A 14193-nucleotide genomic window follows, 5' to 3' on the forward strand; every position below is an offset into this window, starting at 1 on the left:
CATGACCTCGCAGGAGCTCGGCACCGTCGCCGTCGCGGATGCCTCGTGCTGTATCGCCGGCGCGAACGGCCCCCTCGGCCAGGCCGAGGCGGAGGCCGCGGCGGCCCGGTTCAAGGCGCTCGCCGATCCCATGCGCTTGCGACTGCTCTCCCACATCGCGGCGGCGGAGTGCACCGACGTGTGCGTCTGCACGCTGACCGAGCCGCTGGGCATCACGCAACCCACGGTGAGCCACCACATGAAGAAGCTGGTCGAGGCGGGCCTGGTCACCAGGGAGCAGCGGGGCCGCATGGCGCACTACAGCATCGTGCCGGAGGCGTTCGCTCAGATCCGCGACATCGTGGACGTCCGGGGGCTCCGTGCCCCTGACACCTAGATCAGCTCAGGATGCTCCCACCACTTTGTCCGCGCCATGTGATCCCGTGAGTCCCGAGGCGGGCGAGCGCGTCGTGGCGACGATCTCCGGCAGGGCCCGGCGGACCCGGGAGTCGATGTCGTCCCGGATGGACCGCACCCGATCGAGATCCTGCCCGGCGGGATCCGAGACGTCCCAGTCCAGGTATCGCTTGCCCGGATAGACGGCGCACGCGTCCCCGCACCCCATGGAGATCACCACGTCGGCGGCCGCCACCACGTCGTCGGTGAGGGGCTTGGGGTACTCCTTGCCCAGGTCGAGGCCCATCTCCGCCATCACGGCCGCGCAGTTCTCGTCGATCCCGGAGCCGGGCAGCGATCCGGCGGACCGCACGTGCACACGCCCCTCGGAGCGGTGCGCCATGAGCGCGGCCGCCATCTGCGAACGACCCGAGTTCTGTACGCAGATGAAGAGCACCTCAGGGACGTCCTTGGCCACTGCTCCGTCAGCCTGGGCGAGCGCCTTGAGCCGGTCGGTGGCGAATCGCCGGGCGATGGAGGGCAGGTGCGCCGTGACCCGCGCGGTGCGGCGGAGCGAGGCGTACGACTCGAAGACCACGCGCTCGACGGTCTGCGGACTGAACACGCCCTCGTAGTGTCGGGCCAGCTCTCGGGCATCGCGCTGGAGTTGCGTCTGGGGCATGAGCAGCTCGGGCAGCGGAGCGTCGTGCACGGATCGGGACATGTCGGCCTCCAAGCCTCGTATCGACATCCATCAATATAGACGGCCATCGATACTTCCGGAAGCAGGGCCGGAGGGATTCGCTCGGGACCGGCCCGCACTCAGTGCCCGGCGCCGAGCCTGCCCGAGAGCTTGTCGAGCCGCTCCTTGCTGGCACCGTCGAGTCCGATCACCGTGAGGGTCTTGCCCTTGGCCGCGTACTTCTGCTGCACGGCGTCGAGCGTGGCGACGGTCGAGGCGTCCCAGATGTCGGCGTCGGTGAGATCGAGTACCACGTGCTCGGGGTCGCCGGAGTAGTCGAACCGGTACACGAGGTCGTTGCTGGACGCCCAGAACAGCTCGCCCGTGACCCGGTAGGTGCGGGTGTCGACCGCCCCGTCGTGGTCCGCGTCGAGCTCGGCGACCTTCTCGATGGTCGTCATGTGCGCGACCCGGCGCGCGAACATGATCATCGCCGTGACCACCCCCAGGATCACGCCGATCGCGAGGTTGTGGGTCCACACCGTCGCCGCCACGGTGACGACCATGACGAGCGTCTCCGACAGCGGCATCAGCCGCAGGGTCCGGGGATGGATCGAGTGCCAGTCCATGGTCCCCACCGAGACCATGATCATCACCGCGACCAGGGCGGCCATCGGGATCAGTCCGACGACGTCGCCCAGGACGACGACGAGGACCAGCAGGAACACGCCGGCGAGCAGGGTGGACAGCCGCGTCCGTGCGCCCGAGGCCTTGACGTTGATCATCGTCTGCCCGATCATCGCGCAGCCGCCCATCCCGCCGAAGAAACCGGTGACGAGGTTGGCGACGCCCTGACCCCAGCCCTCACGCGTCTTGTCGGAGTGCGTTTCCGTGATGTCGTCGACCAACTTGGCCGTCATCAGCGACTCCATGAGCCCCACGAGCGCCATGGCGAGCGCGTAGGGGGCGATGATCTGCAGCGTCTCCAGGGTGAGCGGCACGTCCGGCAGCAGGAGGGTCGGCAGCGACCCGGGCAACTCGCCCTGGTCGTGCACATTCGGGACGGTCCACCCCACCCAGACCACCACGATCGTCAGGGCCACGATCGCGATCAGGGGCGCGGGGATGACCGTCGTGAGCCTCGGAAAGAACACGAGGACGAGCAGCCCCACCGCCATTAGCGGGTACACCAGCCACGGCACGCCCACCAGGTGCGGGATCTGGGCGGAGAAGATGAGGATCGCGAGCGCGTTGACGAATCCGACCATCACCGATCGTGGGATGAACCGCATCAGCCTCGCAACCCCGAACACGCTCAGCAGCACCTGCAGCACCCCGGCCAGGAGGACCGTGGCGATGAGGTAGTCCAGTCCGTGCTCGAGCACGACCGGCGCCACGACGAGCGCGATCGCTCCCGTGGCCGCCGAGATCATCGCCGGGCGCCCTCCGGTGAAGGCGATCGTGACCGCCATGGTGAAGGACGCGAACAGACCGACCCGGGGGTCGACGCCCGCGAGGATGGAGAACGAGATCGCCTCCGGGATGAGCGCGAGGGCCACCACGAGGCCGGCGAGCACCTCGGTGCGCAGCCGGGCGGGGGAGGAGAACGCGGCGCGGAACGAGGGCAGCACGCCGGTCGGGAACTCGGTGCTCACGGATCACCTACAGTCGGGGACATGACTCTCACACGGCGTGAGAGTAGAAAGCTACCGTAACGGGAGAGTTGTGGGCGGGCCAAGTCACGGCGAGCAGACCATGAAGATCGGTGAGGTCGCCGAGCGCACCGCGCTGTCGATCCGGAGCCTGCGGCACTACGACGAACTCGGCCTGGTCAGCCCCTCCGCGCACTCCCCGGGAGGGTTCCGCCTGTACACGCCGGAGGACGTCGAGCGACTCCTGCTCATCCGCCGGATGAAGCCCCTGGGGTTCAGTCTGGATCGGATGCGCGACTTCTGCCGGGCCCTGGACCGCCGAGCCGACGACCCGGCGGGATCGGCGGCGCTGATCGCCGAGATCGAGGCGGAGGCCACCGAGCGCCTGGAGCGCCTTCGGACCCACCTGGGGTACGCGGAGGAGTTCGTCGAGATCGTCTCGCGCCTCAGGGCCTGATCACCGGCCGAGAGCTGCGGCCACCGCCGCCTTCGCCCACTGACCGACCCCGATGAGGGTCGCCGATGCCGCGCCACACCAGTCGCCGTAGCCGAGCAGGAACAGTCCGGGCACGTCCGGGACCGCGGGCCCGTCAGTCACCACCCGGCCGCCGGCCCGCGACAGTCCCAGGCCGCGGAGGTGCCCGAGAGCCGGGCGGAATCCGGTGCACCAGATCACCGCGTCGACCGCCTCACGTCGGCCGTCGTCCCACTCCACCCCGCCGGGGTGGAACCGGTCGAACATCGGGGTGGCCACGAGCAGGCCCGCGTCGCGGGCGGCGCGCACCGGGGGGACGACGACGATGTCGCCCAACTCCGCGACACCGCGGCCGCTCCCGGACCGGACCGAGGCGGTGGCGACCCGGAACAACTCCCGTCCGTCGACGTGGTCGGGCAGATAGCGCGGGGGCCCGGCGGTGCACCAGATCAGTTCGCCGTCGCTCTGCTGCAGATGTCCGGCGAGGTCGGCGGCGATCTGCGCGCCCGAGTTCGCACCACCCACCACCACGACGCGCCGACCGTCGAACGGCTCCGGACCCCGGTAGCCGGCACTGTGGATCTGGTGGCCCCGGAAACCCCCGACGCCCGGACAGGTCGGCACGAACGGCCTCGACCACGTCCCGGTGGCACTGATCACCGCGCGAGCACGCCACCGGCGGCCGTCGGCGGCACGGACGACGAACCCGTCCGGATCGTCCCGCTCCACGGCCACGATCCGGACCCCGCGCCGGACGGGTAGCCCGTAGTACTCCTCGTACCCGCGCAGATACTCCACCACGTGGGCCGCGTCGGGGTTCCCGTCGTCCGTCCGGTGCATCCTGCGACCCGGGAGGGACGAGTAGTCGGCGGGCGAGAACAGTCGCAGCGAGGGCCAGGTGTGCGGCCACGCACCCCCCGGTCCGTCGGACGCGTCGAGGATCTCGAAGTTCGCGCCGGCGCGGGTGAGATGGAAACCGGCGGCCAGGCCGGCCTGGCCGCCTCCGATCACCACGACGTCCCTCACCCCGCCCGACCCCCTCTCATCACCCCCTGAACAGTTCCTATCGACCCTCATCGATACCAATCCTACAGTGGAGGTATGACCTCGTTGCCCGCCTCCGCGACCGGCCCGTCCGGCCCGGAGAACGACACCCCGGACACCGACACCGGTGCCCGTGAGCAGCGTCGGCTCGTGTCGGCGCTCGCGCTGGCCGCGGTGTCCTGGGTGGCCCTGTGGGTGGCCAACGAGTGGTTCTGGGACGCGGCCGTCGGCTGGCTCGGACTCGACCTCGCCGACCGCGCGATCGGTGCCGTGCACTTCTTCCTCTACGACACCGTCAAGATCGTCCTCCTGCTCCTCGGGCTGATGTTCCTGGTGGGCATGCTCCGGGCGAGCCTCGACCTCGACCGCGCGCGGGACTGGCTCGAGGGCCGGGGGCTGTTCGTCGGCCTCACGCTGGCCATCGTGCTCGGCGTGGTGACCCCCTTCTGCTCCTGCAGCTCGATCCCACTGTTCATCGGCTTCGTGGCCGCGGGGATCCCGCTCTCGGTCACCCTCACCTTCCTCATCGCCTCCCCGCTCATCAGCGAGATCGCGGCCATCATGATCGGCGAGATGTTCGGGTGGCACATCGCCGCCGCCTACGTCGGCGCCGGCGCCGCCATCGCCTTCGTCGCGGGATGGGCCCTGTCCCGGTTCCGGCTCGACAGGTGGGTCGACGACGTCGTCTTCACCACCCGCGTCGCCGTACTCCGCGCGGACGGCCACGTGCCCTCGCTGCGCGAACGGGTGGACGCCGCTCTCGGCGAATCCCGCGACATCCTCCGTAGCGTGTGGATCTGGGTGGTGGTGGGCGTCGGCGTCGGCGCGGTGATCCACGGCTGGGTCCCCGAGGACTTCTTCCTCCGCTGGGCTGGCCCGGACAACCCACTGGCGGTGCTCGTGGCCACCCTCGCGGGGATCCCGCTCTACGTCAACGGAGCCGGGGTCGTGCCGATCGCCGAGGCACTGTGGGCCAAGGGCATGAGCCTGGGCACCGTCATGGCGTTCATCATGAGCTCGATCGCGCTGTCGATCCCCCAGGCGATCATGCTCAGGCGGGTCATGCGGCCACCACTGCTCGCACTGTTCTTCGCCGTCGTGGCGGCCGGCATCCTCGCCATCGGCCTACTGTTCAACGTGATCGCCTGACCCCGGATGCAGGAGGAACCATGATCGTCAAGGTGCTCGGGCCCGGATGCCGCAACTGCCACACCCTCGTCACCCGCACGAGGGAGGCCCTGGCAGCGCTGGGTGAGGACGCGGAGATCGTCGAGGTCACCGACGTCGGCGAGATCGCCGGCTACGGCCTCATGAAGACACCCGGGCTGGTGGTCGACGACGACCTCGTCCTGGGAGGGAAGGTGCCCACCGTCCGTCAGCTCACCGAGATCCTGCGCGGACGCTAGACCGGGCGCACGCCGAGCTCGGCGAGGAGTCCGGTCACCCGGCGCCTGATCTCGTCGCGGATGGGCCTGACCGCGTCGACACCCTGCCCGGCGGGGTCGTCGAGGACCCACTCGAGGTAGCGCTTGCCCGGGAATACCGGGCAGACGTCACCGCACCCCATGGTGATGCACACGTCGCTCGACCGGACCGCCCCGGTGGTGAGCACCTTCGGCGTGGCCGCCGAGATGTCGATGCCGTCCTCCGCCATCGCCTCGGCGACGGCCGGGTTGATCGAGTCCGCTGGCGCCGACCCGGCCGAGCGGACCTCCACCGCGCCTCCGGACAGGTGCTCGGTGTAGGCCGCGGCCATCTGTGAGCGGCCCGCGTTGTGGACGCAGACGAAGAGGACGGACGGACGATCGGTCACGGTGACTCCCCGGCAGAATGTATCGACGACTGTCGATAGTAGCCTCTCGGCGCCCTCACCCGGTGGGTCACAACGCCCGGCCGATGACCTCCTTCATGATCTCGTTGGTGCCGCCGTAGATCCGCATGACCCGGGCGGCCGCGAACTTCTGCGCGATGGGGTACTCCATCATGTAGCCGTAACCCCCGAACAGCTGGAGGCAGCGGTCCACCACATCGTCGAGCATGTCGGTGGCCTGGAGTTTGGCCATCGAGGCGGTCACGGCGTCCAGCTCGCCGTCGATCTCACGGGTGATGCAGTGGTCGATGAAGGTGCGGGAGGCCATGACGGAGGTCTTGCACGCCGCCAGTTCGAACCGTGTGTTCTGGAAATCCAGGATCGTCTTGCCGAAGGCCTGTCGATCGCGGGTGTACTCGAGGGTCTCCACGACTGCGGCCTCGGCCATGGCGAGCGCGTCCACGGCGATGGCCAGGCGCTCGCGCGGGAGCTGGTTCATGAGCTGGTAGAAGCCCTGCCCCTCCTCGCCCCCGAGCAGGTTGGCGGCGGGCACGCGCATGTCGTTGAAGAACAGCTCGGCGGTGTCGGCGCCGTGGCGGCCCATCTTCTCCAGCACTCGTCCGCGCTCGAAGCCCGGCGTCGAGGCCTCCACGGCGAACAGGGCCATGCCCTTGTGGCCGGCGTCGAGGTCGGTCTTGGCCACCACCACCACGAAGTCGGCGGAGCCGCCGTTGGAGATGAAGGTCTTGGAGCCGTTGATGACGTACGAGTCGCCGTCCCACTTGGCGGTGGTGCGCACGCCCTGCAGATCGGAGCCGGCGCCGGGCTCGGTCATGGCGATCGCGGAGATCCACTCGCCCGAGCAGATCTTCGGCAGCCACTGCCGCTTCTGCTCGTCGGTGGCGTAGTTGGCGATGTAGTGCGGGGTGATGGTGGAGCCCACGCCCATCCCGAAGGCGGTGTCGCCGGAGTAGACGAGCTCCTCGGTCACGAGGTACTCCATGCCCGGGTCTCCGCCCTGGCCGCCGAACTCCTCCGGCACGTCGAGACAGATGAGCCCCGCGTCACCCGTGCGGAGCCAGGTCTCGCGGTCCACGTGCTTCTGCGCGGCCCACTTCTCCTGGTGGGGCGTCATCTCCTTGGCGAAGAAGGCGCGGGCGTGCTCGCGCAACAGCCGGTGATCATCGGTCTCCCAGGACGGGCGGTAGTCGGGGAAGAGTGCGGACACGGCTGGGCCTCCGGAGTGATGCGACGGGCGATACGGCAGGGGTCACGGCGGGATACGACGCCGACGGGGTGCGGGTCGAGCATACGACGGCGTCCCGACGCGACTTCTCGCGCGCCGGGGCGCGCGGGGCCATACTCGGGGCATGACCCCTTCCCCGGCACCCGAGCCGTTCCCCACCGACTGGACCCGCTGTCTGGTCCTGGTGGCGCACCCCGACGACCCCGAGTACGGGATGTCCGCGGCGGTGGCCCGCTGGACGGCCGAGGGCCGGAGCGTCGTCTACGTGCTGGCCTCCAGCGGTGAGGCCGGCATCGAGGGGATGCCGCCCGAGGTCGCGGGCCCGGTCCGCGAGGAGGAGCAGCGGCGCTCCTCGGCGATCGTCGGTGTCGACCGGGTGGAGTTCCTGGGCTTCCCCGACAGCCGGATCGTCAATGACGCGGAGCTCCGCGACGCCGTCGCCGACTCCATCCGCCGGCACCGCCCCGACGTCGTGGTCTCCCTGTTCTCCGGGGACGAGTTCGCTCCGGGGAAGCCCAACCAGAGTGATCACATGGAGTTCGGCGCGGCGGTGGGGGCCGCGTACGACGACCTGGTCGCGGCGGTGGGGGTCGATGCAGCGGAGGGGCGGCCGCAGATGTGGTTCGAGTCCTCGCCGGAGATGACGCACTACGTCGACGTGAGCGGGTTCGTCGAACTCGCCGTGGACGCGCTCGCCGAGCATTCCGAGTACCTCTCGGTGCTCGACCCGGCCACCCCCGTGCGGGATCAGGCCCGCGCGCAGGTGGAGCAGGTGTGCGCACCGCGGGACGGACTGTCCGACGGGAACCCGGTGGTCGGCTTCCGGCGGATGCGGCCCTGAGCCGGGGTCAGGCGTGCTCACCCGGTCGCGCTAGTGGGGTGTCGGCCGCCTCGGTGGGCCGCAGTCGATCGACGATCTCGTCCGCCCACTCGGCGCGGGGTGAGTGCAGGGTGCCGTCACCCGGCAGACCGATGTACGTGAGCCAGTAGCGCTGCGCGCCCTCCCCGACGACCGCGGTGTACACGAGCGCGCCCTCGGGGCCGATGAATTCCTGGTCGGCGACGGGGAGCACTCGGAACGACACGGACCAGCCGTCGCCGACACCGGTGGCGATCTCCTCCGCCCGCTCCTCGACCGGCTGCCCCGGGACCGGTAGGAAGAACTGTCCGATCCCACCGGCCAGGGTGATCGCCGCCCGCCGGTTGTCCGGATCGCGCGGGTCGAACAGGTCCTCCGTGAGCGCGCCCGTGAGCACGATCCCGTCCGAGCGGTCGGTCTCCCCGTCCCCCGCCTCCCTGTCGGGGGTCAGCGCGGTGGTGCCGAAGACCAGCTGCTCGCCCGACTCGGCCTGCCAGCCCTCGGGGACACGGATGACGAGCCCGGTATAGGGGTCGACGTGGTCCGAGCCCGCGGCCACCTGGGTCGTCGGGGACAGGGTGCGGACCCCCGGTGCATACGTCGCAGACGAGACGAGCACGGTCACGACCGCGGCGGCCACCGCCAGGACGGCGACCAGCACCACGAGGAGAAGTGACCGGTTCCGGCCGGTGGAGCGGGGGTTCCCTGAGTTCATCCGCCCAGCGTAGGCGGGCGCCGCTCGCGCGGCGCGGCCGGGCGGGACTCCCGCGGTGTGTGCGGGCGGGACTCCCGCGGTGTGGGCGGGCGGGTCTCCCGCAGCGTGATGTTGACCCGCCCGGGCCCGACCCCGAGCACGTCCCGGCACCAGGTCGGCGCGGTCCCGTCGAAGACCCTGGGCACCCCGTGGAACGCCATCCTCGACGGGCCGCCGAACACCACGAGATCCCCTGACTCCAGCCGCACGTCGACGTACGGTCTGCCGCGGTGTTCCGGGGTGCCGAACCGGAAGGTGCAGGCGTCACCGAGGCTCAGCGAGACCACCGGAGCCGAGCTGGCCTCGTCGCGGTCCTGGTGCAGACCCATGGTGGCGCCACGACCGTAGAGGTTCACCAGCGCGGCGTCGGGGGTGAACGCCGACCCGGCCAGCACGGGGTCGACGGCGGTCGCCGCCTCGAGCCCGGCCCGCGCCGCCCGGACCAGCCAGTCCGGTAGCGGCGGGACCACCTCGTCGTCGTCGTACCGGTACGGCGTCCAGTGCCGCCCCAGGCTGAGCGTCCGCACCGACATCCTGCCCCCGCCGGGCAGCACGATCGACCGCGGCGGTCGCGCGGCGGCCCAGTCCACGCACGCCCGGAGCAGGAACTCCTGCTGCGCGCGGTCCATCCAGTCCGGGACATGGACGGCGCCGGGGGCGAGGATCACCCGCGGACGGTGGATCCCGAAGAGAGGGTCGGTCACCGCGGATCCGCGCCGAGCACTCCCCACGCCTGCTCGGCCAGGGCCGGTGTCGCGGCCGCCACGACGGTCCCGCCGCCCAGTGGCTGCCGCCCGTCCGGGCCGGTGATCACACCGCCCGCCGCCTCGACGATCGGGATGAGCGCCACGATGTCGTAGGGATTCAGATCCGACTCGACCACGAGGTCCACCCGGCCCGCGGCCAGCATGCAGTAGGCGTAGCAGTCCCCGCCGAAGCGTTGCAGGCGGACTCGCGAGGCGAGGTCGTCGTAGCGCCGTCGCAACCCGCCCTGGTCTCCGAACATCGACGGGTGCGTGGTGTACATGATCGCCTCGGACAGCTCGTCGCACCCGGAGGCGTGGAGGTCGAAGGCCTCCGGACCGTCCGACCGGCGACGCACGGTCGCCCGGCCGTGGACCGCGGAGAAGGTCTCCCCCAACACCGGCTGGTCCATCCACCCCGCCACCGCGCGGCCGTTCTCCACCACTCCGACCAGCGTGCCCCACCCGGCCATGCCCGTCATGAAGGCCTTGGTGCCGTCTATCGGGTCGAGGTACCAGGTGCGCGAGGCGTCGGAGGGGCCGGACTCGCCGTTCTCCTCGCCCACCACCCGGTCCCCCGGCGCCATCGACGAGATCCCGGCACGCAGCAACGCCTCGATGTCCCGGTCGGCCTCGGTCACCGGGTCGTACCCCCGGTCGCCGCCCTTGTCCTCGGCGACCAGATCCTGGAGCTCACCGTGGAAGTGTCGGCGGGCGATCCTGCCGGTGGCGGCGAGCAGCTCGTCGAGATGCTCGATCAGGTCGGGGTCCAGTGGTCGGTCGGGCCTGGCAGTCATGGCCCCATGGTGCATCACGGCCACCGGTCGCACACCCGTTCGCGACGCGAGATCCTCGTTCCCACCCCTCCACCGCCACCCGTCCGGATAACGTGAGCAGACCGAACCGCACGGACGGAGCCGAGAGACGTTGAACGACCTCGTGGACTTCATCTCCACCCGCCGGCTCCAACTCGCCACGGATTCGTGGCAGCACGTCAGCGCGACCGTGCAGGCGGTCCTGCTCGCCACACTGCTGTCGGTCGCGGTCGGTGTGGCGGTGTACCGCAGCAGGGCCGGGTCCGCGGTGGCCACCGGCCTGGCCGCCACCGCCCTGACCGTGCCCTCGTTCGCTCTGCTGGGACTGCTCATCCCCATCCTGGGCCTGGGTGTCCTGCCCACCATGACGGCGCTGGTCATCTACGCGGTGCTGCCGATCCTGCGCAACACCATCGTCGGGCTCGACGCCGTCCCCGCCGCGACGGTCGATGCGGCGCGCGGGGTGGGGATGAGCCGGATGGGAGTCCTGGGCCGGGTGGAGATCCCGCTGGCGTGGCCGTCGATCCTCGCCGGGATCCGTGTGTCCACCCAGATGTCCATGGGCATCCTCGCCATCGCCGCGTACGCCAAGGGACCCGGGTTGGGCAACCTGATCTTCGCCGGGCTCTCCCGGGTGGGGACGCCCACCGCCCTGCCGATGGCGCTCACCGCGACCGTCCTCATCGTCGTCCTCGCGCTCGTCCTCGACGCGCTCCTCGTCCTACTCGGGCGCCTGACCATCAGGGGGAACCAGTGACCACACCCGCCGCACACGAGTCCGGCGCAGTGTCCGGCGTGCCCATCGCCCTGGACGACGTCACCAAGATCTACCCCGGCCAGGAACGGCCCGCCGTCGACCACGTCTCGCTCGAGCTCCCCGCCGGGCGCACCACCGTGTTCGTGGGGCCGTCCGGCTGCGGCAAGACCACCACGATGCGGATGATCAACCGCCTCATCGAGCCGTCCTCGGGCACCATCACGATCGACGGCCGGGACAACCGGACCCTCGACGCCGACACCCTCCGACGCCACATCGGCTACGCGATCCAGGCGTCCGGCCTGTTCCCGCACATGACGGTCGCCCAGAACGTGGGGACCGTGCCCCGGTTGCTCAGGTGGAGGAGATCGCGCATCTCCGACCGCGTGGACCAGATGCTGGAACTGGTGGGCCTGGACCCCGCCGATTACCGCGACCGCTATCCCGCACAGCTCTCCGGCGGCCAGCAACAGCGCGTCGGGGTGGCACGCGCGCTGGCCGCCGACCCCCCGGTGCTGCTCATGGACGAACCGTTCGGCGCCGTGGACCCCATCACCCGCGCCTCGCTCCAGGACGAACTCATCCGCCTGCAGGAGGATCTGCACAAGACCATCGTCTTTGTCACCCACGACTTCAACGAGGCCGTCCGGCTGGGCGATCGGATCGCCGTGCTCGGTCCCGGTTCCTCGGTCCTCCAGTTCGACTCCCCCGAGGCGATCCTCGCCAATCCGGCGGACGAGACCGTCGCCGGGTTCATCGGCGACGACGCCGCGCTCAAGACCCTCACCCTCCGGCGGGTGGGGGACGTGGACCTGGCGGGGGCGACGACGGCGAGGGAGTCGGAGGCTCCCTCGGACTTCGCCGCCCGCGTCCGCGGGACCGACGACGAGTGGGCGGTGGTGCTCGCCGACGACGGGCGCCCCCTGCGCTGGGTCCGGGGTGACCTGGTGGCCGGGATGCCGGACCTGCGTTCGGGTGGTCAGCCGGTGACGGGAACCGTCACGGTCGACTCGACGCTCCAGGAAGCGCTCGACGGACTGCTCTCGACCGCCAGCGCGACCACCGTGGTGGTGGACCGGTCAGGCGCGTACCGGGGGACGATCGGGATCGACGACCTGGTGGCGGAGCTCCGGCGCATCCACCACCACCACAACGACCCTGGCTCCCCGGCGCCCACAGGCCCCACGGACACCGTGGAGCGCTCGTGAGCGCCGCGACGACCGACTCCGCCTCCCGCGCGGGGTCCCGGGCGGGGTCCCGCGCGGATTCGGCACGGTTGGTGGTGCAGCCGATCGTCATCACCCTGGCCGCGGTGGGCGTGCTGTGGTGGGCCTTCGGGACCGAGCTCGACGAGACCCAGCGGGCCTCGCTGAACGCCTCGTCCATCACCCAACGCACCCTGGAGCACGTCCAGATCACCTTCACCGTGGCCGCGATCGTCGTCGCGGTGGGGGTGCCGTTGGGGATCCTGCTCACCCGCCGCCGGATGGGTTTCCTCGCGCCCGTCGCCATCGGGATCGCCAACATCGGCCAGGCGGCGCCGGCGATCGGCCTGATCGTGCTGCTCTTCCTCGCCACCAACCGCACCGGCTTCTGGATCGGTGTCCTTCCCGTGGCCGTCTACTCACTGCTCCCGGTGCTGCGCAACACGATCGTGGGCATCCGGAACGTGGATCCGGCGCTGATCGACGCGGCGCGCGGGCAGGGCATGACCTCACGACGGGTCCTGCGCACCGTCGAGCTGCCGCTGGCGGTGCCGTTCATCCTGGCCGGGCTCCGGACCACGCTGGTACTGGCGGTCGGCACCGCCACGCTGAGCTTCCTGGTGGACGCGGGCGGACTGGGGATCTTCATCGACACCGGTTACCGCCTCCAGGACACCACCACCCTCGTGGTGGGTTCCGTCCTGGCGGTGTGCCTGGCCCTGCTGGTCGACTGGCTCGGCGGGGTGGGCGAGGTCCTGTTCAACCCGAGGGGGCTGCGATGACCACCGTGAAGCGACTCCTCGCCTCGTGCCTGGCCACCGTGCTCGTGGCGACCGGGTGTGGGCTGAGCGACGGCGGGTCCGTACCGCTGCCCGTGGGCCCCGGGCCGGACGGGACCGTCCCCGCGCTCGAAGGGGTTCGCGTGACGGTCGGCGGCAAGGACTTCACCGAGGGCGTGATCAGCAGCTATCTGGTGGAGTTCCTCCTGGCGGCCGCCGGGATGGAGGTCTCCGACATGTCCTCGCTGGCCGGGTCCAACAGTTTCCGGCAGGCCCTGGTCACCGGCCAGGTCGACATCGGGATGGAGTACACGGGCACCGCGTGGATGAGCTACCTCGGCAACTCCGAACCGGTCCGCGACCCCGAAGCGCAGTGGGTCGCGGTCCGGGACGCCGACCTCGAGGCCCACGACATCCGGTGGCTACCCCCGACCACCGTCGACAACACCTATTCGTTCGCCCTGAACCGGGACACCGCGCAGGAGACGGGCGTCCGCACGTTCTCCGACTACGCCCGGCTCGTCCAGACCGATCCGGAGTCGGCCGTGACCTGCATGGAGACCGAATTCTCCGTGAGGCGTGACGGCTGGCCGGGCCTGGCCGAGGCCTACGGCTTCGACGCCGCCACGGTCCCCGTGCCGATCATGCAGCCCGGGATCATCTACCAGGCCACCGCCACCGGCCGGGAATGCCGGTTCGGGGAGGTCTACACCACCGACGGCCGGATCAAGGGACTCGACCTGGTGGTCCTGGAGGACGACCGTCGCTTCTTCCCCGTCTACAACCTCGCGACGGTGGTCCGGGGCGAGTTCCTGGACGCGCACCCGGAGATCGAGCAGGTTCTCGCGCCGCTCATCGAGGTCCTCGACAACGACGTGATGGTCGACCTCAACATGCGGGTCGACGTCGACGGCGATGATCCGGCACTGGTCGCGAGGGATTTCCTGGTGGAACAGGGACTCGTCTCCGTGGAGTGACCGTCGCCGGTCCGTGCATC

At 70.6% G+C, this 14193-nt stretch carries 17 protein-coding genes; 9 read left to right on the top strand and 8 right to left on the bottom strand.

The window, feature by feature from the left end; genetic code table 11:
• The first annotated feature begins 1 nt into the window (after position 1).
• Positions 2-376 carry a metalloregulator ArsR/SmtB family transcription factor gene (locus tag CT688_RS15040; protein WP_107758247.1) on the top strand — a complete coding sequence of 125 codons (375 nt, stop codon included), beginning with the start codon at positions 2-4 and terminating at the stop codon, positions 374-376.
• Between the two features lie 6 nt (positions 377-382).
• Here the strand turns inward: CT688_RS15040 and CT688_RS15045 are convergent, their stop codons facing one another.
• The gene (locus CT688_RS15045; RefSeq protein ID WP_370446316.1) at positions 383-1126 is read right to left on the bottom strand and encodes a low molecular weight phosphatase family protein; all 744 of its coding nucleotides are present in this window, start codon (positions 1124-1126) and stop codon (positions 383-385) included.
• A 71-nt stretch (positions 1127-1197) separates the two neighbouring features.
• On the bottom strand, positions 1198-2712 hold the full coding sequence (locus CT688_RS15050; protein WP_107757541.1) for a SulP family inorganic anion transporter: 1515 nt from the start codon (positions 2710-2712) through the stop codon (positions 1198-1200).
• Positions 2713-2812: 100 nt separating this feature from the next.
• On the opposite strand from CT688_RS15050, the gene CT688_RS15055 reads away from it, so the two are divergent.
• Positions 2813-3166 carry a MerR family transcriptional regulator gene (locus CT688_RS15055; RefSeq protein WP_107757542.1) on the top strand — a complete coding sequence of 118 codons (354 nt, stop codon included), beginning with the start codon at positions 2813-2815 and terminating at the stop codon, positions 3164-3166.
• On the opposite strand, the gene CT688_RS15060 is transcribed toward CT688_RS15055, so the two are convergent.
• A complete protein-coding gene (locus CT688_RS15060) occupies positions 3167-4210 on the bottom strand; it encodes an ArsO family NAD(P)H-dependent flavin-containing monooxygenase (protein WP_194860336.1) in 1044 nt (347 codons plus the stop codon). It lies immediately after the preceding gene.
• 75 nt (positions 4211-4285) lie between these two features.
• On the opposite strand from CT688_RS15060, the gene CT688_RS15065 reads away from it, so the two are divergent.
• Both CT688_RS15065 and CT688_RS15070 read left to right on the top strand, forming a co-directional pair.
• Positions 4286-5377, top strand: a complete 1092-nt coding sequence (locus CT688_RS15065; protein WP_107757544.1) for a permease — start codon at positions 4286-4288, stop codon at positions 5375-5377.
• Positions 5378-5397: 20 nt separating this feature from the next.
• Positions 5398-5634, top strand: coding sequence for a thioredoxin family protein (locus CT688_RS15070; protein WP_107757545.1), 237 nt, complete (start codon positions 5398-5400; stop codon positions 5632-5634).
• On the opposite strand, the gene CT688_RS15075 is transcribed toward CT688_RS15070, so the two are convergent.
• Together CT688_RS15075 and CT688_RS15080 are read right to left on the bottom strand one after the other, a co-directional pair.
• Positions 5631-6041, bottom strand: a complete 411-nt coding sequence (locus CT688_RS15075; protein ID WP_107757546.1) for an arsenate reductase ArsC — start codon at positions 6039-6041, stop codon at positions 5631-5633. The genes CT688_RS15070 and CT688_RS15075 overlap by 4 nt on opposite strands.
• 67 nt (positions 6042-6108) lie before the next feature.
• Complete coding sequence (locus CT688_RS15080) at positions 6109-7266, bottom strand: acyl-CoA dehydrogenase family protein (protein WP_107757547.1); 1158 nt, start codon at positions 7264-7266, stop codon at positions 6109-6111.
• Positions 7267-7408: 142 nt separating this feature from the next.
• Here CT688_RS15080 and CT688_RS15085 point away from each other — a divergent pair, with 142 nt between their 5' ends.
• Positions 7409-8125 carry a PIG-L deacetylase family protein gene (locus CT688_RS15085; protein WP_107757548.1) on the top strand — a complete coding sequence of 239 codons (717 nt, stop codon included), beginning with the start codon at positions 7409-7411 and terminating at the stop codon, positions 8123-8125.
• 7 nt (positions 8126-8132) lie between these two features.
• On the opposite strand, the gene CT688_RS15090 is transcribed toward CT688_RS15085, so the two are convergent.
• The 3 genes from CT688_RS15090 to CT688_RS15100 are packed head-to-tail and all read right to left on the bottom strand — an operon-like array spanning position 8133 to position 10437.
• A complete protein-coding gene (locus CT688_RS15090) occupies positions 8133-8858 on the bottom strand; it encodes an APA family fibronectin-binding glycoprotein (protein ID WP_194305401.1) in 726 nt (241 codons plus the stop codon).
• Positions 8855-9601: an alpha-ketoglutarate-dependent dioxygenase AlkB gene (locus CT688_RS15095; protein ID WP_107757549.1), complete on the bottom strand. Its 747-nt coding sequence runs from the start codon at positions 9599-9601 to the stop codon at positions 8855-8857. Before CT688_RS15095 ends, CT688_RS15090 begins: the two co-directional genes overlap by 4 nt.
• Positions 9598-10437 (bottom strand): inositol monophosphatase family protein, encoded by an 840-nt coding sequence (locus tag CT688_RS15100; protein ID WP_107758250.1) that lies wholly within the window; start codon positions 10435-10437, stop codon positions 9598-9600. Before CT688_RS15100 ends, CT688_RS15095 begins: the two co-directional genes overlap by 4 nt.
• Positions 10438-10567: 130 nt before the next feature.
• Here CT688_RS15100 and CT688_RS15105 point away from each other — a divergent pair, with 130 nt between their 5' ends.
• The 4 genes from CT688_RS15105 to CT688_RS15120 are packed head-to-tail and all read left to right on the top strand — an operon-like array spanning position 10568 to position 14173.
• On the top strand, positions 10568-11212 hold the full coding sequence (locus tag CT688_RS15105; protein ID WP_107757550.1) for an ABC transporter permease: 645 nt from the start codon (positions 10568-10570) through the stop codon (positions 11210-11212).
• Positions 11209-12420: an ABC transporter ATP-binding protein gene (locus tag CT688_RS15110; protein WP_107757551.1), complete on the top strand. Its 1212-nt coding sequence runs from the start codon at positions 11209-11211 to the stop codon at positions 12418-12420. The genes CT688_RS15105 and CT688_RS15110 overlap by 4 nt, the downstream gene beginning before the upstream one ends.
• On the top strand, positions 12417-13199 hold the full coding sequence (locus CT688_RS15115) for an ABC transporter permease (protein WP_107757552.1): 783 nt from the start codon (positions 12417-12419) through the stop codon (positions 13197-13199). Before CT688_RS15110 ends, CT688_RS15115 begins: the two co-directional genes overlap by 4 nt.
• Entirely contained in the window at positions 13196-14173 is a 978-nt protein-coding gene (locus tag CT688_RS15120) for a glycine betaine ABC transporter substrate-binding protein (protein ID WP_107757553.1), read from the top strand. The genes CT688_RS15115 and CT688_RS15120 overlap by 4 nt, the downstream gene beginning before the upstream one ends.
• Positions 14174-14193: the final 20 nt, after the last annotated feature.

Source organism: Dietzia sp. JS16-p6b (genome assembly GCF_003052165.1).
Lineage (GTDB): Bacteria > Actinomycetota > Actinomycetes > Mycobacteriales > Mycobacteriaceae > Dietzia.